The sequence below is a fragment of the Streptomyces sp. LHD-70 genome, assembly GCF_031157275.1.
Taxonomy (GTDB): Bacteria; Actinomycetota; Actinomycetes; order Streptomycetales; family Streptomycetaceae; genus Streptomyces.
On the sequence record NZ_JAVIFW010000032.1, the window covers coordinates 41410 to 67891 of the forward strand.

Consider the following 26482-nt stretch of genomic DNA (forward strand, 5'->3'; position numbering starts at 1 on the left):
CGTTATCCCGGAGCGGGTGGCGCACAGCCCCACTTCGGCGTCGTTCCCGACCTCGCTGTCCCCTCTGTGCGCCACCGCCGCCCTCGTGCCCCTGAGGCATCTGGCCGACCTCGAAGTCCACAGGCGGATCGACGCAGCCGGGCACAGGGGCATGGAGGCGATTCACAGGGTGTCCCTTGAGACCACCGAGTTCCGTGCGTCGTGCAGGGCGTCGGTGCGATGTTCCAAGTCGTCTTCCGCGAGGGCGATTCCTCACCCGCTGGCCTGTTGGTTCGTCTCCTCGGTGCTGGACGACGCCGACACCGAGCGCGCCTGCGCGGCCGTCGATGCGGCGTTCGCGGCGCTCTGATCTCCGGCGGCCGCACATCCGGGCCGACCCTGATGGAGAATTTTGATTTATTGCGCCGCCTTGCAGTCAACTTCATGCATATGTAAGCATGTTGACTGTTCAGGGCTCGGCAACTCAAGGCAGGAGTCGAAGCACGCAATGAACGATCTTCGTATCGGAGCCATAGGCCTGGGGCTGCGGCGCAGCCTCGCAGCCACCGCCCATCGAGAGCCCGGACAGGGCTCGCGCGTCACAGCCTTGTGCGATCTCGACCGGACCGTCCTCCAGAAGGAGGCGGCTCACTTCGGGGCCGACGTGATGGAGACCGACTACCGGAAGCTGCTGGACCGCGACGACATCGACGCCGTCCTCGTCTCCACCCCCGACCACACGCACACCCCCATCGCCATCGACGCACTGCACGCGGGCAAGGCCGTCTACCTGGAAAAGCCCATGGCGACCACCACCGAGGACGCCGACCTGATCCTCAGGGCCGCCTACGAGACGGGCTCCCGGCTCTATGTGGGCCACAACATGCGGCACATGGGTTTGGTGAGCCTCATGCGCAAACTGGTGGCACGGGGTGAGATCGGCCAGCCGCGCAGCGTGTGGATCCGCCACTTCGTGGGCCACGGTGGCGACTTCTTCTTCAAGGACTGGCATGCCGAGCGCGGCTTCGTGAACAGCCTGCTGCTCCAGAAGGCGTCGCACGACATCGATGCCCTGCACTGGATAGTGGGCGGGTACACCGAGGCCGTCCAAGCGATGGGCGGCCTGACGGTCTACGGCGATCTGCCGCGCAGATCAGGCAATCAGCCCAAGGCCGAGAACTGGCTCAGCCGGGAGTACTGGCCTCCCGCCGCCCAGCTGGGACTGAATCCGGTCATCGACGTGGAGGATCTGTCGCTGCTCAACCTCCGCCTCGACAACGGGGTGTTCGCCGCCTACCAGCAGTGCCACTACTCGCCGGACTACTGGCGCAGCTTCACAGTGATCGGTGACCGCGGTCGCCTGGAGAACTTCGGGGACGAGCCCGGCGGCGTGATCCGTCTGTGGAACTCAGGACGACGCAACTACGACGCGGACGGCGACGCCACCCACGTCATCCCAGAGGCCGTCGGCGGGCATGGTGGCGCCGACGAGATGAGTGTCGATGAGTTCGTACGGTTCGTGCGAGACGGCGAGGTCACGGAAACCTCGCCGGTGGCGGCACGGATGGCGGTCGCCGCCGGCGACCTGGCCACCCGCTCGCTGCGCGGACACGGCGCGACGCTGGCCGTCCCACCCTTGGAGCCTGAGCTGCTGGAGTACTTCGACACCGGACAGGTGAAGAAGTGATGGCGGAGCGCCGGGACCGATTCGACCTGACGGGCCGGGTGGCGTTGGTGACCGGTGCCGCGGGCGGAATCGGCCGAGTGGTGGCTGCCCAGCTCGCTGCCGCAGGCGCCGCTGTGGCGGTCACCGACATCGACGAGAAGGGCGCGACGGAGGCTGCCCAGCAGATCCAGGCCGAGGGAGGCGTGGCGCTCGCCCGGCATCTGGATGTCACGGACCGGGACTGCGTGGACCACGTCTTCGGTGCCGTACGCGAAGAGTTCGGCGCCGTGGACGTGCTCGTCAACAACGCGATCGTGGCCTGCCCAGTTCCGCCGAGGTTCCACGAAGCACGGATGGAACTATGGGAAACCGACCTCGATGTGATCCTCAAGGGCGCGGTTCGATGCGCACAATCCGCCCTCCCGACCATGGTGGAGAACGGTGACGGAGTCATCGTCAACGTGGTGTCGGTGAACGCGTTCGCGTTCTTCGGGCACCCTTCCTACAGCGCCGCCAAGGCCGGTCTCGTGTCGTTGACCCGCTCGCTCGCCGTCGAGTACGGAGCGCACGGCATCCGCGTCAACGCCGTCAGCCCCGGAACGATACGCACGCCTGCCTGGAACGAACAGATCGCCAAGGACCCTGCCACCTTCGATGCGCTCACCCAGTGGTATCCGCTCGGGCGCATCGGAGAACCCGAGGACGTCGCGGCATCCGTCTGCTTTCTTGCATCCGACAGCGCCCGCTGGGTCAGCGGCTCCGTACTCGGGGTCGATGGTGCACTGATGGCCGGCAACGCCCTCATGGCCCGGTCGGTGGAGGGGAGTTGACGATCAACGCGCATGACGCGCCACCACGTTCGGTCAGGCGGCGACGCTCGTCGTCAGTGGCGGTGCTCTCAGCCGCCCTGGCGGTGCTGCTGACCGGTACCTGGCTACTCTCCGGCGCACTGGCCGCCTCCACGCCGCCCATGGCGGTGGCCGCCGGTCGTACGGGATTCTGCTTCGTGGCTCTGATGGCCGTCGCCGTGGCGACCGGCACCGGACGGGCCGGCGTCCGGGCAGCTGCTCGCCGGCCCGGAACTGCGGTGCTGCTCGGATTCCTCGGGTTCTTCGCTTACGCGGCGGGAACTCTCGGAGCGATGCCGCTGATCGGCACCTCGCGCACCAACGTCGTGGTGACCCTCCTGCCGTGCCTGTCGTTCGTGCTCGGCGTGATGTTCTTCCGCGAGCGAGCCGGGGCGCGGAAGGCCGTGGGCACCATGGCGGCGGCCGCGGCGGCATGCGGCTACGCGATGGTGAACGGCGGCACTTCGGCCGGGACGACTGAAGTGGCCCAATTTGCAACGGGAGTTGGACTGGCGTTCGCCGCGACCCTCGGCTTCGCGCTGTACGGGTTCGTCTATCGCCGCGGGTTGGCCGATGTCGCGCCGCTGGCGGCACTGCCGGTGATCCTGGGGCCGGCCACCGTCATGCTGCTGCCCCTGGCGCTGCCCGCCCTGGACGAGGTGGCCGCGGAGCAGTGGCTGGGGATCGCCGTACTCGGTGTGCTCGTGTACGCACCGGCCTATGTGGTGCAACACCGGCTGATCCTGCTGCGTGGTCCGCTGTTCACGGCTGCGGTGCAGCTGGTCGTACCGTTCCTGGTCCGCATCAGCGGCTGGGCTCTCGGCATCGAGCCGGCCCCCGGCGCGCAGGAGCTGGCCCTGCTGGCGGTGTGCTGCGCGGGCATCTGGCTGGTCGTCTCCGACCGGACGCCAGCCGTCAGGAGCTGACCGAACGCCGACGGCACCGACGACGGACTCAGCCCAGACCCAACCACCTCGAATGTGACGGAGACTCCCGCGCGTGCGCTCTCACCTCTTGAGACAGAGAGAGTTCCGCTGGTTCTTCGCCGGTCGGCTGGTCTCCCTCCTAGGCAGCTCCATGGCCCCGGTGGCCCTGGCATTCGGAGTCCTGGACGCCTCGGGCAACCCCTGGGACCTCGGAGTCGTCCTGGCTGCCCACATGGTGCCGCTGCTCGCGTTTCTCCTGGTGGTCTGAGCCGCCTGAAAGCGTGCGACAGGCCAAATCCAGCCCCTGAGTAGGGTTGTGGCCATGGCCAAGGGAATGGGGCGACGGCCCGAGGTGGATCTGGACAGCGGCGTCGAGGACGCGACGATGCTCATCCTGGAATGGCTCGGCGAGCAGGGTGTAGGTGCCATGATCCGGGTCGACGCGGAGCGGATGCGTGACGGTCAGCCGGCGTGGACATTCGCAGCCTGTGGTGGGCCCCTGGAGGGTGGGATGAGGGCCGATGGGGCCTCGGCAGCCGAGTGCATGGGCAGGGCATTGCTTGGGTTGCGAGAAGCCGGGTTGGTCGTGCCCTTCTGAAGCCGTGTTCAGCGTCTGAACTGGTCGCGGTCGGTGATGCTTTCGGGGCGTCTGGTGGTCTTGCCGACGTCGTAGCGGGTGGCGGGGCGCCGGTTCTTTGAGCCGAGCGGCCTGCCGGGGCCGGGCCGGTTGGGTTTTGGCGCACGGGCCGGACAAGGCAGGTTCGGCGGAGGTTCCTGAACCCCCGGCGGACCCGGGCCGGGGTGGGCCGGCCCGGGGCCGCCGGCTTCTCCCACGGACGGCGAAGGTCGGCGACCAGGGGCCGGGCGAGGCGGAGTTGAGTGTGGGCGGCGATGATCAGCCAGGTCCACCGGTCTGCCGCCGCGGGCGTGCGGAGCTTCGGGCGGGTCCAGCCCAGCGTCTGCTTGATCATCCGGAAGGTGTGCTCCAGATCGAACCTGCGCAATGATGGCGAGGGGCCGGATGCACCTGTACGTCGCCCTGGACGGGCGGGAGACCACCGTGGGCGCCTATGCCCTGGACTCCGCTGGACGAGTTCCTTACGTGTGGGTGCCGAGTCGGCCGGGACCACTTCGGATCGGGCCGTCACATCCGACCTTGGTGGAGCGGGTCGGCGAGATCGTGAGCGCGGTGAGTGGCGCTGGCCTGCGTACGCCGTGATTCCGGCGCGGAGCCACTGCCCGGGGGCGCTTCCGCCTGGGTCCGGCGAACTCCGGCCAGGCGCCCCGGGGGCAGTAGCACACCGCTCAGGCCGTTGCCGCTTCGTCGGCCCGTTCGGCCCGGGGCTCGGCGGACTCTCCGATGTCGGCGCGATGCGACTCCCTGGTCAGGGCGATCGCGGCCGAACTGACCAGGCACACACCGATGATGTAGAGGCTGACCGTCCCGGAGTTGGTTCCGCCTCCCGACGCCGCCAGAAGGCTGGAGGCGATCAGCGGGGCGGTGCCCGCGCCCAGTGTGGTCGCCAGCTGGTAGCCGAGCGAGGCCCCGGTGTAGCGGGCCCTGGTACCGAACATCTCGCTGACGAACGCCGCCATCGGGCCGTACATCGAAGCCTGCAGGATCGGGTTGCCCAGGATGTAGGCGGCGAAGAGCAGCGTCGTGGAACCGCTGTTGACCAGAGCGAACAGCGGATACGCGCACGCCGCGGTGGCCAGCGCACCGGCGATCATGACCGGTCGGCGCCCGATCCGGTCCGAGAGCATCGCGAAGGCGGGGATCGTGAAGATGTGCAGTGCCGAGGAGACGACCTGGGCCCAGAGCACCGTGGATCGCTCGAAGCCGACCCCGGTCGCGTACGTGAGCATGAAGGTGGCGAGCAGCGACTGGATGACCAGTGCGGCACAGCCGCTCAGGCAGGACAGCACGATGTTCTTCGGGTAGCGGCGCAGAACGGTGACGAGCGGTGCCTCTTGCTTGGCCGCCTTCTGCTCCTGAGCGGCGCGCTGCTGCGCCGCCACGAAGATCGGGCTCTCGGTGACCTTGAGCCGGATGAACAGGCCGATGGCCATCAGGCCGAGGCTGAGCAGGAACGGCACCCGCCAGCCCCAGCTCAGGAACTGATCCTCGGGCAGCGCCGAGAACCCGGCGAAGACGGCGGTGGCGAGCACGGCGCCGGCCGGGCCGCCCATGTTGGCGAAGGAGGCCATCAGCCCGCGCCGGCCCTCGCTCGCGTGCTCCATCGCCATCAGGGCCGCGCCGCCCCATTCGCCGCCGACCGCGATGCCCTGCACAAGACGGCAGACGACGAGCAGGACCGGTGCCCAGATGCCGATCACGTCGTAGGTGGGCAGCAGGCCGATGGCGAAGCTGGCGATCGCCATGATCGTCATGGTCATCACGAGCATCGACTTGCGGCCGACGCGGTCGCCGAAGTGACCGAAGACGATGCCGCCGAGCGGGCGGGCGACGTAGCCCACGGCAAGGGTGCCGAAGGCGGCGATGGTTCCGGCGAGGGCACTGAGATCGGTGAAGAAGAGCTCGTTGAAGACGAGCGCGGCGGCGGCTCCGTACAGGAGGAAGTCGTAGAACTCGATGGCGCTGCCGACGAAACTGGACAGCGCGATTCGCCGGGATTCAGTGCGACGCGCAGCGTCATGGGTGGGCATCTGTGGCTCCGGAGATGGGTCGGCGCACGGCGGACGGGGAAACGCGCCGGGTGGACGCGGCCGGTAGCTGATCGCCTGGCCGCCACCCTCGGATGGTGCGTAATCCGCACTACTGCGTGTAGATAACGAACACAGTCCGGCAGGGGAATGCGCGTCGTCAAGAGGCTCAGCAATGATCGATCAAATAGGGGGCTCGCCCGAGGGGGCATCAGGAGTCGCACCCCGGATACCGCCGCATCAGGAGTCGCACCCCCGGATACCGCCGCATCAGGAGCCGCACTCCGGATGCGGCGGACGAGCGGGCCCGGTCGCTCAGCCCAGCGCTGAGAGCTCCTCGGCCACCGTCAGCATCGCCGGTACGGCGCCGTCGGCCACGTCCTCGCGAGTGGTGATGAGGTTGACGCACAGGTGCAGGCCGGGGTCGGCGGTGTGCAGCGGCACGGCGACGCCGTACGCGCCGGGTTCGATCTCGCCGAACGTGCGGGCGTATCCGCGCTCGCGCACCTCGGCGACGCCGGCCGGTTCACCCGGGGCGGGCAGACGCAGCGAGGACAGTGCGAGACCCGCGGCGCCGATCCCCAAGGGGTGACGGCTGCCCACGCGGTATCCGAGGTGGTGGCTGACGGTCCGGGGCTCGACGACCGCGACCGCGACCTGCTCGTCGCCTTCCGCGGCGATCAGTGCGACCGTGGCGCCGAGTTCGTCGGCGGTGCGCCGCAGCACCGGAAGGGCCGCCTCACGGATGCCGGCCGCGTACCCCCGGGCCAGCGTCACCATGCCGGATCCTGCGCGGTAACGGCCGTCCGAGGTCCGCACGACCAGGCGGAAATCGGCGAGCGTGACCAGGATCCGGTAGGCGATCGTGCGGTGCACTCCGAGGCGCTGGGCCACGTCCTGCACGGTCAGCCCCTGCGGCTGACCGGCGACGGCCTCGAGCGTCAGCAGCCCCCGGGCGAGGGTCTGGGATCCGGACGCACCTTTGCCCGATGTGCCACCCTGCCGCGCCTGGCCCTTGGCGGTGTCGCTCCCGGCCGGGGTGGGGGCTGCCTGCTCGTCGCTCATCCCGGCAGCTTACGGGTGGGCCGTGATGCACCGTCATGCCGGTCGGCGCGCTCGGTGCCCGCTCGGTGTTGCTTCGATCACTTGACATTCCCGTGACGCACCCGTTCCATGAGCCATGCGCTGTGCAACTATCGTTCACTAGCGTTCATATAACGCACCACATCGAGGGGTCCCGGTCATGGCCATCACCAAGGAAGCCGCATCGCGCGACATCACGCTGCCGTCAGGCATGCGTCTGCGGTACTACGAGGCGGGCGAAGCCGATGCCACGCCGGTGGTACTGCTGCACGGCTCCGGTCCGGGCGCGACCGGCTGGTCCAACTTCTCCGGCAACATCGGCGCGATTGCCGACGCCGGCTTCCACGTCGTCGCACCCGACATGCCGGGCTGGGGCGATTCCGACGCCCAGGCCACCGCCGACATGGACCACGACGCGACCCTCGTCGAGTACCTCGACGCCCTCGGCCTCGACAAGGCGGCCCTGGTCGGCAACTCGATGGGCGCCCACACCGCGGTCCGCTTCGCGACGCTGCACCCCGAGCGCATCACGCACCTCGTGACCATGGGCGCCTCCCTCGGCCGCGGCCCCGCCTCCCTCTTCGCTCCGGCCGACGGCCCGAGCGAGGGACTGAAGGTGCTGGTCAAGGCGTACAAGGACGCCAGCCCGGAGAACATGAGGGCACTCGTCGAGATCATGACGTACGACAAGGCGCGCTTCGCCACCCCGGAGCTGACCCGGGCCCGCTCCGAGGCGGCGCTCGCCCGCCCCGACCACCTGAAGAACTACGTCGAGGGTCTCGCGCACGGCGCCCCGATCCCGATCAAGGTGGACCGCAGCAAGATCCCCGGAATCCAGACGCCGACCCTGCTGATCCACGGCAGGGACGACCGCGTCCTGCACTACGAGACCAGCCTGCGCCTGCTCGCCGACATCCCCAACTCCCGCCTCGTGCTGCTCAACCGCTGCGGTCACTGGGCGATGATCGAGCACGCCGCGGAGTTCAACCGCCTCGTCATCGACTTCCTGTCCCACAACTGACGCTGCTCACCCGATCGGAAACACCCATGACCACCTACGACACCGACGTCGTCGTCATCGGAGCCGGACCGGTGGGCCTCACCCTGGCCAACCTCATCGGAGTGCGCGGCCACCGGGCCACCGTCCTCGAGGCCCGGCACGAGCTGATCGACTACCCGCGCGGCGTCGGACTCGACGACGAGTCGATCCGCACCCTGCACACCGCCGGCCTGTGGGAGCAGATCCAGCCCTTCACGGTCCCGCACCACGTGGTGCGCCTGGTCAACGGCACCGGCCAGGTGCTGGCCACGAACAACCCGCGCACGCAGGAGTTCGGCTACCCCCGCAAGCACGGCTTCATCCAGCCCCTGGTCGACCGGGAACTCGCCGCCGGCCTCGACCGATTCGACGGCACCGGGCTGCGCTTCAGGCACCGGGTCGTGGGGATCGAGGACCGCGGCGACCACGTCGTGGTGACCGCGGAACGTCCCGGCGCCGACGACGACACCGTCGAGACGGTCACACTGACCGCCCGCTACGCCGTCGGCTGCGAGGGCGGCAGCTCCTTCACCCGCAAATGGATGGGAGTGAGCTTCGAGGGCAAGTCCCCCTCCACCCGCTGGGTCGTGGTCGACGTCGAGAACGACCCGATCGGCACCCCCTCGGTCTACCTGGGCGCCGACCCCCGTCGCCCGTACGTCTCCATCGGCCTGCCGCAGGGCATCCGCCGCTGGGAGTTCATGCTCCACGACGACGAGCCGACCGACCTGTGCGACGACCCGGCGTTCATGCACTCACTGCTCGCCCGGCACGTCCCGGACCCCTCCGCCCTGAAGGTCATCAACCAGCGCACGTTCACCCACCACGGCCGCGTCGCCTCCGACTTCCGCAAGGGCCGGGTCTTCATCGCCGGTGACGCCGCCCACCTGATGCCGGTCTGGCTCGGCCAGGGCTGGAACTCCGGCATCCGGGACGCGACGAACCTGGCGTGGAAGCTCACCGCCGTCCTCGCGGGTGACGCCGACGACGCCCTGCTCGACACGTACACCATGGAGCGCCGCAAGCACGCCGCCGACATGATCGACGTGAACATGGCGGCAGGCACCGTCATGAAGATGGGCCGCTTCGGCGGCAAGGTCCGTGACGTGGCCGCCACGGCCCTCAACGCCGTCCCGAAGTGGAAGTCCTACTTCACCGAGCTGCGGTTCAAGCCGATGCCGCGCTACGCCGCAGGCGTCGTCGTCGACCAGGCCGACCTCACTCCCGGCCGGGCACGCGCCGGGTTCAAAGGCAGGGCCGGGGGACTCGCGCCGTTCATCGACTCCGCAGGCGAACTCTCCCCCGTAGGCCTGCAGTTCATCCAGCCGCGCGTCAGCACCGCCGACGCCACCGACGTCCTCCTCGACGACGTGACCGGTAACTGGTGGACCCTCGCGACGTGGGGCACCGACCCGACGGCGTTCCTGTCCGCCGCCGATCTCGACCTCGTCCGCCGCCACCGCATCAAGCTGGTCTCGTTCATGCCGGAGACCCAGCGCACCTGGGCGCAGAAGCGGTACGCGGACTCGCCGGCGCCGGTCACCGTCGTCGGCGACACCTCCGGGGCCCTCAAGGACTGGTTCGACGTGCGCGCCTGCGGCCTCGTCCTGCTGCGCCCCGACCGCTTCGTCGCGGCCGCCTCGCTGACCCGGCAGGCGCCCCAGGCACTCACCGCGGTCCGCACAGCCGGTTCGCTGTTCACCCCGCAGACCACGACCGCTCCCGAGGAAGGAGTACGGGCATGACCCTCGCGCTCGTCACGATGTCGCACAGCCCGCTGCTCGATTACGCCGAGCCGCCCGCCGAGGTCGCGGGCGCGGTCCAGGGCGCCTTTGCCGCCGCGCGCGCATTCGTCGAGGAATACGACCCGACGCTGGTCGTGTCCTTCGCACCGGACCACTACAACGGCTTCTTCTACGACCTGATGCCACCGTTCTGCATCGGCTACCAGGCCCTGGGCGTCGGAGACTACGGCACCACCGCAGGGCCGCTGAACGTGCCCGCCGAGCGCGCCGAGAAGCTGGCCCAGTGGGTCGCCGAACGCGATGTCGACGTGGCCATCTCACGCCGTATGGAGGTCGACCACGGGGCGATCCAGCCGCTCGAGATCCTCTTCGGCGGCATCGACACCGTGCCGACCATCCCGGTCTTCGTCAACGGCGTCGCCGAGCCGTTCGTGACCATGCGGCGCGTGCGCAGGCTCGGCGAGACCATCGGCGGCTTCCTGGCCACACTCAAGGACGAACGGGTCCTCGTCGTGGGTTCGGGCGGACTGTCGCACGACCCGCCGGTGCCGCAGTGGGCCACCGCCGGCGAAGCCGCACGCGCGATGCTGCTCAACGGCCGCCGTCCGACGGCGGCCGCGCGGGACGCCCGCCAGCAGCGGGTCATCGACACGGCGAAGGCGTTCACGGCGGGCACGGCCGCCATCCGCGACCTCAACCCCGAATGGGACCGGAACCTGATGGCGACGCTGGCCTCCGGCGACCTGTCTCCTGTCGACGCCATGACCCCGCGTCAGATGGCCGAGGACGCGGGCAACTCCGCGCACGAGGTCCGCACCTGGGTGGCCGCGTTCGCGGCGCTCGGCGCGGCCGGCCCGTACGAGGTGGAGCACTCGTTCTACCGTCCGATCCGGGAGTACATCGCCGGGTTCGGCGTCATGGCGGCACGCACGGCCGCATGAATGCTCCGCCCGGACCCGGAGGGCCAGATCCCCGTCCGGGACCGCAAGGCGCTCCCCGTACAGTCGAATTCTCCCCACCGCAGAGAAGGGCGGAGCCGGCATGAACGAGAGCGGCCCCAGCGGTGTCCTTGCCAAGGCGCTTGCCGTCCTCCAGGCGTTCACCGTCGACGACACGACGCTGGGATTCGCCGAACTCCAACGCCGCACGGAGTTTCCCAAGGCCACCCTGCACCGCGTCCTCGGCGATCTCGTGGCCGCGAAACTGCTCGACCGCGTGGACGGCCGCTACCGCCTGTCCGGGCTCGTCTTCGAACTCGGCATGCGCGCTTCGGTCGAACGGGGCCTGCTTGAGGTGGCGACCCCGTTCATGGAGGACCTGTACGTGCGCACGCACGAGCTGGTCCACCTGGGGGTCCGCGAAGGATCCGAGGTGGTGTACGTGGCGAAGATGGGCGGCCACCAGCAGGCCGCCTCCCCCTCCCGCCTCGGCGGACGCATGCCGTTGCACTCGACGGCCCTCGGGAAGGTGCTCCTGGCGCACGCGCCCGACGATGTCCGCGAGGCCGTCCTGCGCGGACCGAAGGAACGCCGGGCCCCCAGGACCATCACCAACGTCGACGTCCTGGCACGCCAGCTCGCCGACGTCGCCACAACGGGGGTCGCCTTCGAGTACGAGGAGTCGGCCGTCGGCATCGTGTGCGTGGCGTCGGGGATCTTCGGCCCGGCGGACGAACTCCTCGGCGCCGTCAGTGTCACCGGTCCGGTGCACCGCTTCCAGCCGTCCCGGCACGCCGCGGCCGTCCGCGCGGCGGCGGCCGGGATCAGCGTCACGCTCGGGCGGCGAGCAGAGCTGCGCCGGCACTGACGCCGCCGAACGCCCCCTTCCGACTTCCGACTTCCGACGACAGTTCCGTCTCACGGAACTTTTTCCTGGGCGTCGGTCGGACCCATTGTCCAAGCTGGAGACATGAACGAGACCCCCCGCGGCAGCGGTGCCGTGACCAAGGCCGCACAGCGTTTGCTGCAGGCCTCCGCCGACCGTGCCCCCTGCACTCCGGTACGCGATCTGATCGGCGCCGACGACGTGAAGTCCGCCTACGCCGTACAGGAGTTGCTCACCGCGCACCGCCTGGAGAGCGGCGCCCGCGTCACCGGGCGCAAGATCGGCCTGACCTCTCCCGCCGTACAGGCCCAACTCGGCGTGGACCAGCCGGACTTCGGCGTCCTCTTCGACGACATGCAGGTCACCGACGGCGCACCCGTGCCCACCGGGCGCCTCATCCAGCCGAAGGTCGAGGCGGAGATCGCCTTCGTCCTCGGGACGGACCTCGCCGAGGGCCCGCTCGACGACGAGCAGGTGCGGGCCGCAGTGGCCTACGCCAGCCCCGCCCTCGAGATCGTGGACAGCCGCATCGCCGACTGGGACATCACCTTCGGTGACACGGTCGCCGACAACGGTTCGAGCGCCCTGTACGTGCTGGGCCGGGCGCAGCGGCCCCTCGCCCAGTTCGAGCCGGTCGACGCCCGCATGACGCTCGCCCGAGCAGGCGAGACCGTCTCCAGCGGCACCGGCGCGGCCTGCCTCGGCGACCCGCTGGGCGCACTGGCCTGGCTGGCCCGTACCGCCCGCGAGGTCGGCTCCCCGCTGCGCGCCGGTGAAGTCGTCCTCTCCGGCGCACTCGGCCCGATGGTGGTCGCCCAGGCCGGCGACGCGTTCACCGCCGACATCACGGGCCTCGGCTCGGTCTCCGTCCGCTTCCCTGCGCCGGACGCGTCCGGCGCAGCCCCCGAAACCGCCTCCGACGAAGGAGCCTCCGCATGAAGACCAAGGTGGCCATCATCGGCTCGGGCAACATCGGCACCGACCTGATGATCAAGGTGCTGCGGCTGTCCGACACCCTGGAGATGGGCGCGATGGTCGGCATCGACACCGCCTCCGACGGCCTGGCCCGCGCCCGGCGGCTCGGCGTCCCGGTCACGGCCGAGGGTGTCGAGGGCCTGGTCCGGATGGACGGCTTCGAAGACATCGGGATCGTCTTCGACGCCACCTCCGCCAAGGCGCATGTCGCCAACGCCGCGGTGCTCGCCCCGCACGGCAAGCAGCTCATCGACCTGACCCCGGCGGCCATCGGCCCGATGGTCATCCCGGCGGTCAACCTCGCCGAGCACGTCGCCGCCGAGAACGTCAACATGGTCACCTGCGGCGGCCAGGCCACGATCCCCGTCGTCGCCGCGATCTCCCGGGTCGCCCCGGTGCCGTACGCCGAGATCGTCGCGTCCATCGCGTCGAAGAGCGCCGGCCCCGGTACCCGCGCCAACATCGACGAGTTCACGGAGACCACCAGCCACGCCATCGAGGCCGTGGGCGGCGCGGGGCGCGGCAAGGCCGTCATCGTCCTGAACCCGGCCGAGCCGCCGCTGATCATGCGTGACACGGTGCTCGCCCTGGTGAACGCCCCGGACGAGACCGCACACGACGCGATCCGCGCCTCCATCGCCGCGATGGTCGAGCAGGTATCGGCGTACGTACCCGGCTACCGGCTCAAGCAGCAGGTGCAGATCACGCCGGTCCCGGCCGACCAGCCGGTGCACACCCTGACCGCCGACCCGGTCACCCACCAGGTGTCGGTCTTCCTCGAAGTGGAGGGCGCCGCGCACTACCTGCCCGCCTACGCCGGCAACCTCGACATCATGACCAGCGCGGCCGTCCGCATGGCCGAGGCCATGGCCGCTCACAGCAACGAACTCCAGGGAGCGGACGCATGACCGTCGACAGGCTCTTCATCCAGGACGTCACCCTGCGGGACGGCATGCACGCCATCCGCCACCGCATCGAGCCGGAGCAACTCGGCACGATCGTCGCCGCGCTTGACGCCGCCGGAGTCGACGGCATCGAGGTCTCGCACGGCGACGGCCTCGCGGGCGGTTCCCTCAACTACGGTCCCGGCAGCCACACCGACTGGGAGTGGATCGAGACCGCCGCCGCGCACATCGAGAACGCCCGCCTCACCACGCTGCTGCTGCCCGGCATCGGCACCATCGAGGAACTCAAGCAGGCCTACGCCCTCGGCGTGCGCTCCGTCCGCGTGGCCACCCACTGCACGGAGGCCGATGTCTCCGCACAACACATCGCCACCGCCCGCGAGTTGGGCATGGATGTCTCCGGCTTCCTGATGATGAGCCACATGGCCGACGCGAAGACCCTCGCGGACCAGGCCAGGCTGATGGAGTCGTACGGAGCGAACTGCGTGTACGTCACCGACTCCGGTGGCCGTCTGATGATGGACGGCGTTCGCGACCGCATCCGCGCCTACCGGGACGTCCTCGACCCGGCGACCGAGATCGGCGTCCACGCGCACGAGAACCTCTCCCTCTCGGTCGCCAACTCGATGATCGCCGTCGAGGAGGGCGTCACCCGGGTCGACGCCTCGCTCGCCGGCCAGGGCGCGGGCGCGGGCAACACCCCGCTGGAGGCATTCATCGCCGTCGCGAACCTCAACGGCTGGAACCACGCCTGCGACCTGTTCGCACTGCAGGACGCCGCCGACGACCTGGTCCGCCCACTCCAGGACCGCCCCGTCCGCGTCGACCGCGAGACGCTGACACTCGGATACGCCGGGGTGTACGGCTCCTTCCTCCGCCATGCGGAGACGGCAGCGGAGCGCTACGGCGTCGACGTCCGTTCCATCCTGGTGGCGGTCGGCGAGCGAGGTCTCGTCGGCGGCCAGGAAGACATGATCGTCGACGTGGCGCTGGGCCTGGCTGAGTCCGGCTGACCCACGGAAGAGTGACGGCCGGGGCCCGGACGGCGATCGGCAACGCCGGAGCGGCGTCCATCCGCAAGCCGGCCGTCGAGCCCTCTCCGAACCTGGCTCCGTGCCGTCACTTCGGGGCTTTGCCACGTCTCTGTGCGAAACATAAACGAGAGGTCGCTTTGTGTGTGATGTCATCCGTCGAACGCCGGCAACCAGCAGCTTGTCGCGTCGATCCCTCATCGCTACCCTCACCGCGGGCGCCGGGGCCGTCGCCGTAGGCGCGACTCCCGCGCAGGCGCGCGGGAACGCGCAGGAACCGGAGGCGTCCCGGGCACCGCTGCGGGCTGACGGCCATACAACCCGTCTGGTCCTGCTGGGCACGGCCGGCGGCCCCCCGTGGTGGCCGAACAGCAACCGTGAGGGCATATCCTCCGCGCTGGTCGTCGGCGATCGCTACTACGTGATCGACGCCGGGGACGGCGTCGGCAGGCAACTCCGCAAAGCCCGCCTGGGCAGCTGGCAGAACGACCTGGGCGGCCCCCTGGACAAGCTCGCCGGAGTCTTCCTGACGCACCTGCACTCCGACCACATCGTCGATCTGAACAACCTGCTGACCGAAGGGCTGTCCAACGGGATACCCCGTGCCGACCTGCCCATCCCGCTCATCGGCCCGGGGAACCGCGGTGCACTGCCCCCGCTGTTCGGCCCCGATCCGACTCCTCCGGTGGTCGCCCCGGAGAACCCGACCCCAGGGACGCGGGAGATGTGGGAGGCGATGGTGCGCGCCTACGCCACCGACTTCAACGACCGGGCCCGCGACAGCCGCAAGCCCGTCCCCGACCAGTTCGTCGATGCCCGGGACGTCGTCCTGCCCTCATGGGCTACCGATGACCCGAACGGCGCCCCCGCCCCCGACATGGCCCCCGTCCCCGTATACGAGGACGACCGCATCCGTGTCACCGGCACCCTCGTCGACCACGCTCCTGTCTTCCCCGCCCTCGCCTACCGCTTCGACACGGAGGACGGTTCCGTCGTCTTCTCCGGCGACACCGCGCCGTGCGACAACCTGGTGCGCCTGGCCAGGGACGCGGACGTACTGGTGCACGAGGTCATCGACCGCACCTGGCCGGAGTCGATGTTCCCGGAGCCCCGGACTCCCGCACAGGAGGCATCGCTCCACCACCTGCTCAACGCACACACAACGGTCGAGGACGTCGGCCCCGTCGCCGAACGTGCCGGGGTGCGCACACTCGTCCTGTCCCACCTGGTGCCGGGCAACAGGCCGGACTCGGTGTGGCGCGAGGCCCGGCACGGATTCTCCGGACGACTCGTGATCGGACACGACCTCGACGAGGTGGGGATCGGCGAACGCCGAAGGTGACTCGGCTCGTTCCCGCGCAGCGACGGGTCTGACCGGCTACACCGCCAGGGCTGACACGACCGTTGACCGGGATGGCGACGCCGCCGGCAACACCAAGCTCGCCTCAGCCCTACGAGAGCGCGAGGGTGAGTTGGCGGCGTAGCCATGGGCTGCTCCCGCCGTGTTGCGTGGTGTCCCGTGCGCGGTAGTAGTGAGCTTGTTCCGCTTTGACGGACATCTGAGATCAGGGGCCCTGCCCCGGAAGGATGTCCATCATGGAGAGCATGGATACGACGGGTCGTCTGCTCTCAGGAAGGTCACAGAACTGTCAGCGGCCAGAAAGTAGTGTGCGCCACTGGGATTGCCCGTTGCCCACTCGCCGGGTCGCAGTGGCTTGGGGAAGGCTGCCACTCGACGTGGTTGTTGTCCCGGTTCGACGGACCACAGTTCCAGGATGCGTCCCGAGGTCAGTACGGCCATATAGCGCGTGTCCTTGAGGAAGTACGCGGTGAGGAAGTTGTCGGCGAATCGGATGCGGAGGTCTTTCCTCTCCCGGCCTGCCCGCAGGTCGACGGCGTGCAGATCCGGTTCGCCTTCCACGCTGACCGCCAGCAGATCCAGGTCGCGGTGGCGAGTCACGTGGTACTTCGGCCGGTTCCGGGAAGTAAGTCGAAGTCCGTTCAGGTCGATCGAGGAGAGGCGTCGTCCTTTGCGGGTATCCCACTGTTCGACGCGGGAACCAACGACCGTCACGAGCCGATCACCGGGCAGGAAGACGAGGCCAACGGGTTCCAGCTCACCTGGGTCGCCGGGCGGGGAGAAGAGGTCGTGGGGTCCCAGTCGACGACGGGTGGTTCGGCGGCTGTTTTGAACTCTGATACGCGGCGCAAGGAAGGAAGTTGACGAACCGTCACCCGATTCTTGTCCGACACATCTGCCATCAGTGTCTCGGCGCTGTTGATCGCGATGACCTGCTCCTTGGGCGGCGGTGTCTTGGCCTTGACGGACACTTCGGCCAGGTCGCGGTTGTCGCCCTCGGTCTCCATGACGCGCAAGGAGTCGCCGTTCTCACCGAGGCGGACCATCATCGTGCTTCCGTCCCCGAGTAGTCTTGGCACGCCGTAGGCGGTGGCTCCATCGGTGCTCACCAGAGTTTGTCCGGAGACCGAAATGTCGTCCTTGATAGCCAGGACGGGCTCCCGTTCGGATCCGAGCAACGGTAGTTCCGGAGCGAGATCGGACGGGAGCAAGCCAGGAGGCGCGATGACTTTCCGTGGTCGATCGTTGCCCTTGGCCTTGACGATTTCCCAAGGGTCTCCGCCGGTCAGGGCAAACCGGTCGCCCTTGGAGTCAAGGACCGTGGGTTCGCACGAGGTGCTGTCAGGGCGGTAATTGCGTAGGACTCGCCGGTCCGCCACTCGTATCGTCTGGTACAGGGCGTTGGTCGAGGACTCGATGTCCCCTGGATGGCAGGTGATGACCACGGTTCCGTCACCCGACACACCGCTGTGTTTGCCATCCGTGACCAGACGCCGTCTCGCACCGGTCCGAATGTCGACTGCGTCCATCGTTTCGATCAGGGACGAGGTGGTCCTCATTGCCATCACCGTGGTGTCGTCCGGGCCGAACCAAATGGACTCGATCCCGGGGATTTTCTTCGGCAGGTCGCGCCAGCGCCCCGTCTCCAGATCCCAGATGCGTACCGGGAATGTCGTGGAATCGGCCGCTGCTTCGACGAGGTAAAGGGACGTCCGCGAGAAATCGATCAGCTTGCGTAGGTTGCCCAAGTCATCCGGCTTGGCCTTTACCGGAGGACCTTTGAGTAGGTGCGCAGGTCCCACCGGGTACGACGCCGTGGGCTTGACATCGTGCCAGACAACAGCTCGGTCCTCGTCGCGCACATAGGCGATGCGCTGCCCGTCCAGGCTGACTGCGGGTTCCAAGACGTTGGGACGGAGGCGGAGGTTGACCTGACGCACCTTGCCCTGCTTCGTACGCAGGAACAGGGTCGCGCGCCGGGTGTCGGAGGTCGCCAGAGTCACCGCGCCGTTCCCGCTCATTGCGACGCTGTCGACCTTTCCCTCCACGCCCGACAGGATCCATGCCTTTTCCATGACCGAGGTGTACCGGCACAACAATGCGTTACGGGCTTCCTGCGTCGGGGAGGTGTCGTAGCCCGCCATCGCGGCCAGAGCGGCCTGGGCAGGATTGGTATCGGCCAGCTCGTCTGCCTGCACTGCCAGCGCCCTGGACCGGCCTTCCGCCGCCCGCTCCTTGCTCACCTCGGACTCCTGGATGAAGAACTCCCCCAAGGCGGCGATGACAGCGAGAGCGAGCGCGCCGGCCGTCCAGGCCAGCCGGATCTGCCGCTGCCGGGCACGGCGCTGTTGTTCTACTGCATCGCGTTGCCGGGCTGCGAGGTCGAGGAATTCAGTCTGAGCCGCCGTCAGTTCGTCGGTGCGCCGCGCGAGACGGGTCTCGAGGGAGATAAGTTGGGCGCCCCGCGGGAGGAGTTCGTCAGCCCGTTCCGCGCTTGCCCAGCGTTCCTGGTCCTGTTGTAACTCCGTGCGCGCGGCGAGGAAGTCCCGGTCCTCGCGCACCACTTTGGCCAGAGCCGGCCAGGCCGTGATGAGGGCCTCATGTGCGTTCCACACTTTCAGGCATGCCGGAAGCGCCGTGGAGCACCAGTAGACGCTCGTGTTTCCCGGCGAGCTGTACGGCCAGGCGCCATTGCTGCTCGCCGGCTTCTGCCCGGGTCAGCACCCGCCGTAGCGCGGGGGCGCCGCTGTCCGGAACCACGCGTACCAGTCCGGCGAGGAGGCGCCGGGCATGCGTGACGGCTTCGTCGGGGGCAAGGGGATCCGGGGCGTCCCCGGGGTCCACTGTGTCCAGCGGGTCCGCGGGGCCTGGGGAGCCGGTCTTGGTCTCGCGCAGGACGTACTTCCGCCATGCTTCCTCCGCGTGGCTGCTCAGTGCGCCGGAGACGCCGCCGGCCCTTTCGTATGCCTCGACCCTGAGACGACCCCCTGACTGTTTCCACCCACAACTGGCGTAGGACGAAGCCGAGAAGAGGAAGAGCGCCAGGCTCACTGCCGGCATCCTCGAGGATGCGGCGGGCCAGACCTGGTTCGTAGGACACGCCGGGGATTCGGTCCACGGGGCGGGTGATGACGCGTGCAACTGCTCCCGGGTCATCGGGGTCAGCGCATGGATGGCACCTCGCTTCAGGACCGGGCCGAGGTTTTCGTGGTTGAGGGTGGCGTCGACGAAGTCGGCGCGCAAGGTGAGCAGAACCCGCACCCCGGCGGTGCGCCGGGCTGGGAACAGCACTGACAACAGGGCCGTGAGGTCCCCCTCAGGCAGGTCGAGCAGAGTCTCGGCCTGGTCCAGTACGACGAGGAGGTCGGTGGTGGCACTGCCGGTGAGCCGGTGGACGGCGTCCGCAAGGCCCGTCTCGGTCAGCCAGGCGACGACTTGCTCGACGCCGCCGGCGGGCGGCGTTTCGAACCGTTCCTGGCGTGGCAGTTTGAGGAGTTCGACCGCCAGCGCACCCAGTGGGTCGGAAGTGCGGCCGTATCGAGCAGTACGGGAGGCAGCGCCCACGCGGGATGTTCACGACTTCGGACAGCAGCTCGGCGGTGGCGGGCAAGACGCCGTCTGCCTCTAGCCGGAGTCCGGGATAAAAGCGCTGGTAAGGGCGCGGACGACGCGCCCCCGCCTCCCTGGGCCGTGCTCGGCCGTTGGCGCAGCGACGCGCACGGCGAGGTCGTCGCGTGGGAGGCCAACCCGGACTACCGGCCCTCGCCCGCCGACCTCGGCTGGGCCCCACCGGTCACCGATGCCGACGCCGCCGTACACCTCGCGGCCACCGGCTACGGCCCGGACGCCGACGTGGCCGAGGCGCTCGCGGAGGCCGGCACGGTCGCCGTGCGCGTGGCCGAGGACGGGGAGCCCACCTGGACGAGGGCGCCCGGCGGCGCGCTCGCGATCCCCGTCTTCCCGGTGTCGCCACGGACGCCCCCCGACCGGCTGCCCCCGCATGTGACGATGCCCCTCCACGCCCTCCTCGACCGGCTCCCGCCCGGCAGGGACGTGCTCCTCGTACCGGCCGCCGAACTGCGGGCGAGGCTTAGCCGCAGTACTCCTCCCGCACCTCTTCCGTAGGCGCAGAAGGGTGCACATTCTCCGGGTCCAGAACCTTCTTCAGGTGCTTTTCGTACAGCTCCTTCCAAGTCCCGTTCTCGATCTGCTCGTCGATGGACTCGCACACGAAGTGACGCAGGGCGGGGTCGCCCTTCCTCATGCCGACGCCCCAGTTCGTCACGCTGCCCACGATTGGGGTACGAACCAAGGACAACAGGTGGTTCTCCTTCAGGAATCCGGCAAGGATGGGCCGGTCTGTGACCATGACATTGATGTCCTCTTTGACATGGAGAGCCTCGATGCACTCCTGGTAGCTGGTGACATTGTTCAGGTCGAACTTTTCGCGCGGGAATTTCTTCATGACGTCCTCGGAAATCGACTCTCCCACCGTGCACACCTCCGTTCCTTCGGGGAGGTCCTGAGGCTCGTCGATGTCCCCCTCGAAGCTTTCCGTATAGACCAACATCCCTTGATCGGTCCTGAAGTAGGGCCCGGCGAAGTCCACCTTCTTCTCGCGATCATCGGTGATGCTGTAGCTGCTGACGACGATGTCGACGTCCGTGCTGGTCAGGCGATGCTCCCGGTCCACGGTGTTCACCTCGATGAATTTGATCTGGTCCTTCTCGAATCCCAGCTTTCTGCCGATGTTCCTGCCGAAATCCACGTCGAATCCGACCCAGCTCGGAGAGTCTTCCGTTCCGGTGTTGTCGCTCAGCCCGGGCTGGTTGTCCTTGACCCCGATCTTGAGCTCGCCGTCCTCCCTTGCCGCCCGGATCGTTTCCGAGTCCGTCAGCTCGTACCCGAAGGGGTCCCAGACGAGGTAGCCGCTGGCAAGGAGAGCGAGGCAGGCGGCGCCGATCAGTGCGATGCGCGGGTGTCTGCCTTTTCTGCTGCTCCGAACTGCTGCTTCGCGCACCGGAGTTGAGACGTCGGCTCCGTTCCGGTGGGTGTTCTCGGGCTCGGGGACGTGAGAATCCACGGACGTGCCGGAGCGGCTGTCCACGGTGGGCGTGGACGTGGACGGTGGGGGCGCGCCCTGCGATTGGGGCCGGCTGTCCGCGTCGACGAGGGGCCGGGCGGCAGCTGCCCCGACCGGAGCGTTCTCGGGCGAGCTGCGGGGAACGGCGTGATTGCGGCCGAGCGCCACCTGGGCGCCGGTGTTACGGTCCCGGGCCTGCGGAACGGGATGCCCCCGGGGCTCCAGCGTCTGACGCAGATGCCGGTAGATGGCCCCCAGATCCAGCAGCGCGGGGCCGCCGGGGATGCCGTGCCGCAGCGTGTCGAGCAGCGCGCGGGTGAACAGGGTGTAGGTGTCCCCGACCGGCGCCAAGGCCGTGCGGGTCTCGGCAGCGGCCGCGATGAGGAAGCTGCCCTCCACGACGGCTTGGTCGGCGAGTCCGGGAGATGCGCTCATCCGCCCCAGAGCCAGGCCGCTGTAGCAGCAGTCCAGGATGATGACGTGGCGTTCGGCGCGGGATTCCTGAAGGAGGCCCTGGCGGACCCAGTCGTAGGGCAGCCCGGTCTCCACCCGTCCCACCTCGGTGTGCGGCAGGGCCAGACTGAGCGTGTCCTGCGGGTCGATCAGCCCATGCCCGGCGAAGTAGACGATCAGGGTGTCGGTGGCTTCGGCGGCGGCCTGTCTCACCTCCCGCAGCACGGTGTGCGCCGCGGCCGGATTCTCGATGACGGTCACGTGCTGCGGCGGGAGGTGCAGGGACAGCGGGCTCGACAGGAGGTCGGCGAGGGCCTGCAAGTTGTTGGAGACGGCCGGCAGTTGCTCAAGGTGCTCGTACCGGCTCGTTCCCACCAGGACCGCCCGCGACCTCGCGGGGTCGGGCAGTACGCTCACCGGCCCCCGCCCTCGTCAGGGGCCGTGTCGAGGGCACGTATCACCTGCTCGACCACGTCGCTGGTACCGCCGTCGAGGACGACGACGGTGTCCCCGCGGCGGATCTCCACCCGCGGCCGTCGTGGCCGGGTCTGCCGCCACGCGACCACGGCCAGTACGAACGATGCCGCGCTCCACCCGTTCCCCGTCACCAGCTGCAGTACGTCCACCGCCGTGCCCATCTCCCCGGGCCGCGGCGCACTGCCCCGCACTCCGACCGTGGCAGTTCTGCGCACATCGGGGTCCGACCTCAACCAGCCCTGCAGAGACCGCAGTTCCGCGGCGGATTCGGCCCATACCTCTAACTGCACCTGGATCTCCTCCCTCGTGCACTCCCTGCGGCAGTGCGGGACCATTCTCTGTCACAGCACCGCCGTCGCGGCAGGAAACGCACGACAGGACCGACGGTGATAGGGATCTGTGAAAACGGCTCTGACCGGAGTTCCGTGAATCTCATGGCTGGGTGAGGATGCGGGTGGGGAGTAGGTCGAAGGAGGCCCGTCCGTACGGGCTGCGGCGTGGAGCCGGTCAGCAACGTCTGGATCAACGACGTGCTCGGCATACCCACCAGCCGGCTTCGCGAGGACCGTCTCCTCCACGAGGCCGAGGCCACCGGCGGCGACCCTCGCCGTATCTGCGACCTGTTCGGCCTGTCCGTCGGCGCGGCCCTGCGCTACACCGGCGCCATCGACCATCCCGGCCTCGTCGAGTACAGCCTCCGCGACGCGGGACCCCCGCCACGGTCGGCTGACAGCCTGGGTTGAGTCGACCGTGCACGCGACATTCTCAGCGGCCGCGGCCGCTGAGTCAGGGGTGCGGGGGTGGCCCGAGCGGTATGGGACGCGTCGACCAGTACGGGAAGGAAAGACGCAGGTGGTTGCTGCGGACCGGGGCGGACGCAGAGGACATCACGTGGTTTCTCAGCTGATACTTGACCGTCAGGCGCAGAAGACAGATCTGCTGACCTACGTGGCCAGAGGGCTCGATGGTTCGGTCGTGGCCGGGGTGGTTCGCCGCAGTTTCGCTGCCAGCAAACTCGTCAGGCGGTATACGAACCAGCCGTTGACGCCGGCTACGGGGACAATCCAGAGATGTACGGCCAAGCTTGCCCACGTGAGCGGCTCGAAGGCGAACCAGAGACCTTCGGAGTAGGTGTTTATTCGATATTTCCCCGTTGAGAGTGTTTCCGTCCACGGAAACCAGAAAATCGGCATCGTCAGGAGCGTGACCAACCAGAGCGCCCACCATACGGAAGGCAACTGAATGCGCCTGGTTCGACTCCTGGAATCGGCTGGCAGTGCGATGCTCCAGATGTCGTGGATGATCCGCTTAGGAACGTAGAGATTCACCACGGGAATGAACCAGCACGCGATAGTCATGTCTTTGCTGTAGCGGACCTGTCCAGGATTCAGATGGTCAGCGATATCGCGCACCCGAGAGAGCCAGAGTAGCCAGCAGACCCCCAGCAACAGCCCGGAAAAGGCAAGCACGCTCAGCGTACCGCTCTCCATTTGCTGAAACCAGCGCAGGTCATCGCGCCCCTTGCCGTGAATTCGTCCCCATTCCACCGAATCCGCCGCATTGACCTGAAACCCCGCATAGAATATGGCGGCCAGAATGAAAAGCATGAGAGCGCCGAGGACGGCAGCTGTCCGGTATCGAAGGGCACCCGGCGGGCGTGGCACGGTCGGAGGGTTCCGTGTTGGCCGGGGCGGGGCGCTGCGTGGGCCACCCGGATCGTCCGCCATGTCCAGCGTTTCTCCGGAACCCCGCGGGTTCGGGGCAGTCTCAGCAGGGGGGTGAAGCAGGAGGGTCAGCCGGTCGTGGACCGCTTCCGCCGTCCCCGGCCGTCGGGAGGGGTCACGGTGCAGCAGCTCGGTGACCAAGCCCGCTACGGAAGTTGGGACGTCTGGGCGTAGGGCGGCCAGCGAGGGTGCTTCCTCGTCGATCTTGCGGCGGAGGACGATGTAGCCGTTGGCCCCAGTGAATGGCGGCTGACCTGCGAGGAGAGCGAAGAGCACACTGCCCAGGGCGTAGAGGTCGGAGCGTTCATCGCCGCGTGAGTCCAGAAACTGCTCCGGAGCCCCGTATTCAAGGGTGCCAGCGGGGTTGAGAGCGGAGGACGGGGGGACGGTGAAAGCGGTGCGGGTGTGGGTGAACCCTGCGATGCCAAAGTCGACGACTTTGATCCGACCGTCCGAGGTGAGCATGACGTTCGATGGCTTGATGTCGTAATGCACGACTCGCGCCCGGTGTGCCGCAACCAGCGCGGCAGCGACCTCCAGGCCGATTCGTAACACCTCTGCCAGCGGCATCGGGTTCGCATTCCGCATCCGCTCGGCCAGTGAATCCCCGCGGACGAGTTCCATCACCAGGAACAACAGCCCGTCGTGGGCTCCCCGCTCGTAGAGGATGACGACGTTGGGATGGTTGACCTGCGCGGCCGCGACCGCCTCTCGCTCGAAACGGTGCAGCAGATCTGCGGGGATGTCCTCAGTCCTGGGAACGAACTTGATCGCCACGTCGCGGCGCAGGTCCCGGTCTCGGGCCGCCCACACCTCGCCCATGCCGCCGCGACCAAGGCGCTCGGTCAGCTGATACTTGTCAGCGATTACCGCACCGCGCTCCATCGTGCACCCCCCCGGCACTCAGACGTGTATGGACGATCAGTATCCGTCAACACGTCATCCAACGTGGAGCGGTTGCACGAGCCGGGTACCAGGCCTCGCCGGCCGCGCGCCCGCACCTCTCCTCGGTCGTCGTCCTGACCGCGCGCGTCAGCCCGACGACCGTGCGTCGGTCCGGTGTGCGCGCCACTGGGCGAGGGAGACCACCGCGGCGGCCTGGTCCTCGACGAGGGTCAAGTCCTGGTCGTGCTCGTCGGACGGGCTCGGGCGGCGGTGCTGGACGCGCGGACCAGCCGGGCCCGGAACTTCCTCGGGCGACGGCGTCCCGCCGCACGGCCGACGATGCCGCCCGCGCCCCGGAGGCCCCGCCATGGTGCACCGTTCACAGACACAGCTCCGCTCCACGACGTCCCCAACGATCCGGCCCGGCGACCGGACACCGCGCGCCGCCGTACGCCCGGCGACGTCGAGGCGGCGGGCGCAGCAGGGCGCAGGTATGGGCCCGAGGGCGGGAGTAGGGCCTAGCCCCGCTCCGGCTGCGCCTCACCCACCGGACGCCCCAGGTACCCCGGCTCCCGTTCCGTCTCACCGGCCCAGAGGTCCTGGGCGTACTGCCGGACTGCTGCGATCAGGTCCTGCCGGTACGGGTAGTTGGCCTTGAAGCGGTAGCGCAGACGCGGGAGGTCCGGTCGGAAGGGTTCATCGTCCTTGACGAAGGCCCCCAGGACCGGGTCGTCAGGGTCAGCGGGTTCGACCGGGCACACCTCGAGCGAGTAGTCCTTACCTGCCGGAGTGTCCGCGCTGCTCCAATGCAGGGCCACCGCAGCCAGGCCGCTCCAGGGGATGACCTTCCGGCCGGGGCCGTTGCTCACCCACAGTCCGGCGCCGTCGACGGCCAGGTAGAGCTGGTGGTAACCCCAGCCCTGTCGGAACTGATCGCCTGCAGCGAGTGCAACGGCCAGACGACGTTCGGCGTGCGTGCCGACGCCTGGTTCGTCTGCCCGGCCGGGCATGAACTCCACCCCGACGACGTCGACTTGGACGGCGTGACCGAATGGGCCGTCGACCCCTCGGGCACCCTCGGCTACGTCACCGAGCCCGCCTACGCCCTCGCGTGCCTCACCGACACGCTCGACGAGCTGGACGACGCCGACCACCAGGGCTGGATCGACATGGCGACCCACGATGCGTTCACCGCATCCTGCGACTACGTCACCGCCTACGACACGGGCCTGCGCCCGTACGACACGACCGAGGCACGCCGCTGGTTCCCCCGCCCACACAGCCACCAAATCAGCCCGAACTACCCGGAGTTGGCAGACCCACGCTGCCCCGTGCCTGCCGAAGCGTCGAAGGCCCTCGCGATCGTCGCGGAGTACCTCGACGACGTCGCCACTGCGAGGACCGACGAAGAAAGCGCCGAAGCATTCGACAGCCTCTATATCGAGGCAATCGCATTCACCAACGCCTACCAGGCCGACGATGGAGATCCCAGTGATTGACCACGAAAACGGTCACTGCGCGAGTTGCTCGGGTATCCTGCCCGAGGATTACGTAGGCAACGGATACTGTGCGGAATGCCACGCAGAGGAAATCGCGTATGCGGCACAGAGATTCGTGAAAACGTGGGGATGGCTCGCTACCACCCTGCCCGACGAATACGACTGCCACATGAATTGCGATGAGGCGGAAACACTCGTGACACCGGGGTGGGGGTGAGTTGAGGTACGGGGTGGTTGTGGGCTGGGGTGTTGCAGGTCAGGTGAGAACCAGTCGTGGCGTCTCCCCGTGGGATGGTGGGCTCTCTGGCCTGGTGTT

Annotated in this window: 27 protein-coding genes and 1 pseudogene; 17 read left to right on the forward strand and 11 right to left on the reverse strand. The window is 68.6% G+C overall.

The genetic code is table 11. The features are described 5' to 3' along the window. Positions 1 to 16: 16 nt before the first annotated feature. The 6 genes from RCO28_RS36535 (at position 17) to RCO28_RS36560 (ending at position 4017) form a co-directional block, all read left to right on the forward strand. On the forward strand, positions 17 to 349 hold the full coding sequence (locus RCO28_RS36535) for a hypothetical protein (RefSeq protein WP_308945682.1): 333 nt from the start codon (positions 17 to 19) through the stop codon (positions 347 to 349). A 138-nt stretch (positions 350 to 487) separates the two neighbouring features. After that, on the forward strand, positions 488 to 1666 hold the full coding sequence (locus tag RCO28_RS36540) for a Gfo/Idh/MocA family oxidoreductase (protein WP_308945683.1): 1179 nt from the start codon (positions 488 to 490) through the stop codon (positions 1664 to 1666). Then, positions 1666 to 2475: a glucose 1-dehydrogenase gene (locus tag RCO28_RS36545; RefSeq protein ID WP_308945684.1), complete on the forward strand. Its 810-nt coding sequence runs from the start codon at positions 1666 to 1668 to the stop codon at positions 2473 to 2475. The genes RCO28_RS36540 and RCO28_RS36545 overlap by 1 nt, the downstream gene beginning before the upstream one ends. Positions 2476 to 2531: 56 nt before the next feature. Beyond that, positions 2532 to 3419, forward strand: a complete 888-nt coding sequence (locus tag RCO28_RS36550) for a DMT family transporter (RefSeq protein WP_308945685.1) — start codon at positions 2532 to 2534, stop codon at positions 3417 to 3419. 88 nt (positions 3420 to 3507) lie between these two features. After that, positions 3508 to 3687, forward strand: a complete 180-nt coding sequence (locus RCO28_RS36555; protein ID WP_308945686.1) for a hypothetical protein — start codon at positions 3508 to 3510, stop codon at positions 3685 to 3687. Between the two features lie 54 nt (positions 3688 to 3741). Then, a complete protein-coding gene (locus tag RCO28_RS36560; protein WP_308945687.1) occupies positions 3742 to 4017 on the forward strand; it encodes a hypothetical protein in 276 nt (91 codons plus the stop codon). Positions 4018 to 4025: 8 nt separating this feature from the next. Here the strand turns inward: RCO28_RS36560 and RCO28_RS36565 are convergent. From RCO28_RS36565 to RCO28_RS36575, 3 genes and pseudogenes are all read right to left on the reverse strand, one after another. Further along, a pseudogene (locus tag RCO28_RS36565) lies at positions 4026 to 4423 on the reverse strand (transposase); the annotation flags it as partial. Positions 4424 to 4724: 301 nt separating this feature from the next. Further along, entirely contained in the window at positions 4725 to 6086 is a 1362-nt protein-coding gene (locus tag RCO28_RS36570; RefSeq protein WP_308945688.1) for an MFS transporter, read from the reverse strand. A gap of 312 nt (positions 6087 to 6398) precedes the next feature. Then, a complete protein-coding gene (locus RCO28_RS36575) occupies positions 6399 to 7148 on the reverse strand; it encodes a helix-turn-helix domain-containing protein (protein ID WP_308945689.1) in 750 nt (249 codons plus the stop codon). A 178-nt stretch (positions 7149 to 7326) separates the two neighbouring features. Between RCO28_RS36575 and RCO28_RS36580 the strand changes: the two genes are divergently transcribed. The 8 genes from RCO28_RS36580 to RCO28_RS36615 all read left to right on the forward strand — a co-directional run bounded on the left by RCO28_RS36580 (position 7327) and on the right by RCO28_RS36615 (position 16027). Next, complete coding sequence (locus RCO28_RS36580; protein WP_308945690.1) at positions 7327 to 8187, forward strand: alpha/beta hydrolase; 861 nt, start codon at positions 7327 to 7329, stop codon at positions 8185 to 8187. Between the two features lie 26 nt (positions 8188 to 8213). Further along, positions 8214 to 9950: a bifunctional 3-(3-hydroxy-phenyl)propionate/3-hydroxycinnamic acid hydroxylase gene (locus RCO28_RS36585; protein WP_308945691.1), complete on the forward strand. Its 1737-nt coding sequence runs from the start codon at positions 8214 to 8216 to the stop codon at positions 9948 to 9950. Beyond that, positions 9947 to 10891, forward strand: a complete 945-nt coding sequence (locus RCO28_RS36590) for a 3-carboxyethylcatechol 2,3-dioxygenase (RefSeq protein ID WP_308945692.1) — start codon at positions 9947 to 9949, stop codon at positions 10889 to 10891. The genes RCO28_RS36585 and RCO28_RS36590 overlap by 4 nt, the downstream gene beginning before the upstream one ends. A 100-nt stretch (positions 10892 to 10991) precedes the next feature. Then, complete coding sequence (locus RCO28_RS36595; RefSeq protein WP_308945693.1) at positions 10992 to 11756, forward strand: IclR family transcriptional regulator; 765 nt, start codon at positions 10992 to 10994, stop codon at positions 11754 to 11756. A gap of 102 nt (positions 11757 to 11858) precedes the next feature. After that, a complete protein-coding gene (locus RCO28_RS36600; RefSeq protein ID WP_308945694.1) occupies positions 11859 to 12713 on the forward strand; it encodes a fumarylacetoacetate hydrolase family protein in 855 nt (284 codons plus the stop codon). Next, on the forward strand, positions 12710 to 13657 hold the full coding sequence (locus tag RCO28_RS36605) for an acetaldehyde dehydrogenase (acetylating) (RefSeq protein WP_308945695.1): 948 nt from the start codon (positions 12710 to 12712) through the stop codon (positions 13655 to 13657). The genes RCO28_RS36600 and RCO28_RS36605 overlap by 4 nt, the downstream gene beginning before the upstream one ends. Further along, complete coding sequence (dmpG, locus tag RCO28_RS36610; protein ID WP_308945696.1) at positions 13654 to 14667, forward strand: 4-hydroxy-2-oxovalerate aldolase; 1014 nt, start codon at positions 13654 to 13656, stop codon at positions 14665 to 14667. The genes RCO28_RS36605 and dmpG overlap by 4 nt, the downstream gene beginning before the upstream one ends. Before the next feature lie 199 nt (positions 14668 to 14866). After that, positions 14867 to 16027: an MBL fold metallo-hydrolase gene (locus tag RCO28_RS36615; RefSeq protein WP_308945697.1), complete on the forward strand. Its 1161-nt coding sequence runs from the start codon at positions 14867 to 14869 to the stop codon at positions 16025 to 16027. A 252-nt stretch (positions 16028 to 16279) separates the two neighbouring features. Here the strand turns inward: RCO28_RS36615 and RCO28_RS36620 are convergent, their stop codons facing one another. Genes RCO28_RS36620 through RCO28_RS36630 form a run of 3 tightly spaced genes read right to left on the reverse strand, consistent with a single transcriptional unit; the run spans position 16280 to position 19609 of the window. Next, positions 16280 to 16759 carry a hypothetical protein gene (locus RCO28_RS36620; RefSeq protein WP_308945698.1) on the reverse strand — a complete coding sequence of 160 codons (480 nt, stop codon included), beginning with the start codon at positions 16757 to 16759 and terminating at the stop codon, positions 16280 to 16282. Continuing rightward, positions 16756 to 18660: a WD40 repeat domain-containing protein gene (locus tag RCO28_RS36625; RefSeq protein WP_308945699.1), complete on the reverse strand. Its 1905-nt coding sequence runs from the start codon at positions 18658 to 18660 to the stop codon at positions 16756 to 16758. Before RCO28_RS36625 ends, RCO28_RS36620 begins: the two co-directional genes overlap by 4 nt. After that, positions 18644 to 19609, reverse strand: a complete 966-nt coding sequence (locus RCO28_RS36630) for a hypothetical protein (protein ID WP_308945700.1) — start codon at positions 19607 to 19609, stop codon at positions 18644 to 18646. Before RCO28_RS36630 ends, RCO28_RS36625 begins: the two co-directional genes overlap by 17 nt. 126 nt (positions 19610 to 19735) lie before the next feature. On the opposite strand from RCO28_RS36630, the gene RCO28_RS36635 reads away from it, so the two are divergent. Then, on the forward strand, positions 19736 to 20170 hold the full coding sequence (locus tag RCO28_RS36635) for a type VII secretion system-associated protein (RefSeq protein WP_308945701.1): 435 nt from the start codon (positions 19736 to 19738) through the stop codon (positions 20168 to 20170). On the opposite strand, the gene RCO28_RS36640 is transcribed toward RCO28_RS36635, so the two are convergent. Then, positions 20136 to 21998: a transporter substrate-binding domain-containing protein gene (locus tag RCO28_RS36640; RefSeq protein WP_308945702.1), complete on the reverse strand. Its 1863-nt coding sequence runs from the start codon at positions 21996 to 21998 to the stop codon at positions 20136 to 20138. The genes RCO28_RS36635 and RCO28_RS36640 overlap by 35 nt on opposite strands. Beyond that, positions 21995 to 22348, reverse strand: coding sequence for a hypothetical protein (locus RCO28_RS36645; protein ID WP_308945703.1), 354 nt, complete (start codon positions 22346 to 22348; stop codon positions 21995 to 21997). The genes RCO28_RS36640 and RCO28_RS36645 overlap by 4 nt, the downstream gene beginning before the upstream one ends. 207 nt (positions 22349 to 22555) lie before the next feature. Between RCO28_RS36645 and RCO28_RS36650 the strand changes: the two genes are divergently transcribed. Beyond that, entirely contained in the window at positions 22556 to 22801 is a 246-nt protein-coding gene (locus RCO28_RS36650) for a hypothetical protein (RefSeq protein ID WP_308945704.1), read from the forward strand. 201 nt (positions 22802 to 23002) lie between these two features. Here the strand turns inward: RCO28_RS36650 and RCO28_RS36655 are convergent, their stop codons facing one another. The 3 genes from RCO28_RS36655 to RCO28_RS36665 form a co-directional block, all read right to left on the reverse strand. Beyond that, positions 23003 to 24667 (reverse strand): protein kinase, encoded by a 1665-nt coding sequence (locus RCO28_RS36655; RefSeq protein ID WP_308945705.1) that lies wholly within the window; start codon positions 24665 to 24667, stop codon positions 23003 to 23005. A gap of 147 nt (positions 24668 to 24814) precedes the next feature. Next, positions 24815 to 25036, reverse strand: a complete 222-nt coding sequence (locus RCO28_RS36660; RefSeq protein WP_308945706.1) for a hypothetical protein — start codon at positions 25034 to 25036, stop codon at positions 24815 to 24817. A 149-nt stretch (positions 25037 to 25185) separates the two neighbouring features. Then, positions 25186 to 25677: a hypothetical protein gene (locus tag RCO28_RS36665; RefSeq protein ID WP_308945707.1), complete on the reverse strand. Its 492-nt coding sequence runs from the start codon at positions 25675 to 25677 to the stop codon at positions 25186 to 25188. Between RCO28_RS36665 and RCO28_RS36670 the strand changes: the two genes are divergently transcribed. Then, positions 25639 to 26166, forward strand: coding sequence for a hypothetical protein (locus RCO28_RS36670; protein WP_308945708.1), 528 nt, complete (start codon positions 25639 to 25641; stop codon positions 26164 to 26166). The two genes, RCO28_RS36665 and RCO28_RS36670, sit on opposite strands and share 39 nt — an antisense overlap. The last annotated feature ends 316 nt before the right edge of the window (positions 26167 to 26482 follow it).

Bases quoted from the DNA above. Each gene is read 5' to 3' on its own strand.
- RCO28_RS36540 (WP_308945683.1), top strand. From the start codon at position 488: ATGAACGATCTTCGTATCGGAGCCATAGGCCTGGGGCTGCGGCGCAGC.
- RCO28_RS36545 (WP_308945684.1), top strand. From the start codon at position 1,666: ATGGCGGAGCGCCGGGACCGATTCGACCTGACGGGCCGGGTGGCGTTG.
- RCO28_RS36560 (WP_308945687.1), top strand. From the start codon at position 3,742: ATGGCCAAGGGAATGGGGCGACGGCCCGAGGTGGATCTGGACAGCGGC.
- RCO28_RS36570 (WP_308945688.1), bottom strand. From the start codon at position 6,086: ATGCCCACCCATGACGCTGCGCGTCGCACTGAATCCCGGCGAATCGCG.
- RCO28_RS36575 (WP_308945689.1), bottom strand. From the start codon at position 7,148: ATGAGCGACGAGCAGGCAGCCCCCACCCCGGCCGGGAGCGACACCGCC.
- RCO28_RS36580 (WP_308945690.1), top strand. From the start codon at position 7,327: ATGGCCATCACCAAGGAAGCCGCATCGCGCGACATCACGCTGCCGTCA.
- RCO28_RS36585 (WP_308945691.1), top strand. From the start codon at position 8,214: ATGACCACCTACGACACCGACGTCGTCGTCATCGGAGCCGGACCGGTG.
- RCO28_RS36590 (WP_308945692.1), top strand. From the start codon at position 9,947: ATGACCCTCGCGCTCGTCACGATGTCGCACAGCCCGCTGCTCGATTAC.
- RCO28_RS36595 (WP_308945693.1), top strand. From the start codon at position 10,992: ATGAACGAGAGCGGCCCCAGCGGTGTCCTTGCCAAGGCGCTTGCCGTC.
- RCO28_RS36600 (WP_308945694.1), top strand. From the start codon at position 11,859: ATGAACGAGACCCCCCGCGGCAGCGGTGCCGTGACCAAGGCCGCACAG.
- RCO28_RS36605 (WP_308945695.1), top strand. From the start codon at position 12,710: ATGAAGACCAAGGTGGCCATCATCGGCTCGGGCAACATCGGCACCGAC.
- dmpG (WP_308945696.1), top strand. From the start codon at position 13,654: ATGACCGTCGACAGGCTCTTCATCCAGGACGTCACCCTGCGGGACGGC.
- RCO28_RS36655 (WP_308945705.1), bottom strand. From the start codon at position 24,667: ATGGAGCGCGGTGCGGTAATCGCTGACAAGTATCAGCTGACCGAGCGC.
- RCO28_RS36660 (WP_308945706.1), bottom strand. From the start codon at position 25,036: ATGGCGGGGCCTCCGGGGCGCGGGCGGCATCGTCGGCCGTGCGGCGGG.
- RCO28_RS36665 (WP_308945707.1), bottom strand. From the start codon at position 25,677: ATGCCCGGCCGGGCAGACGAACCAGGCGTCGGCACGCACGCCGAACGT.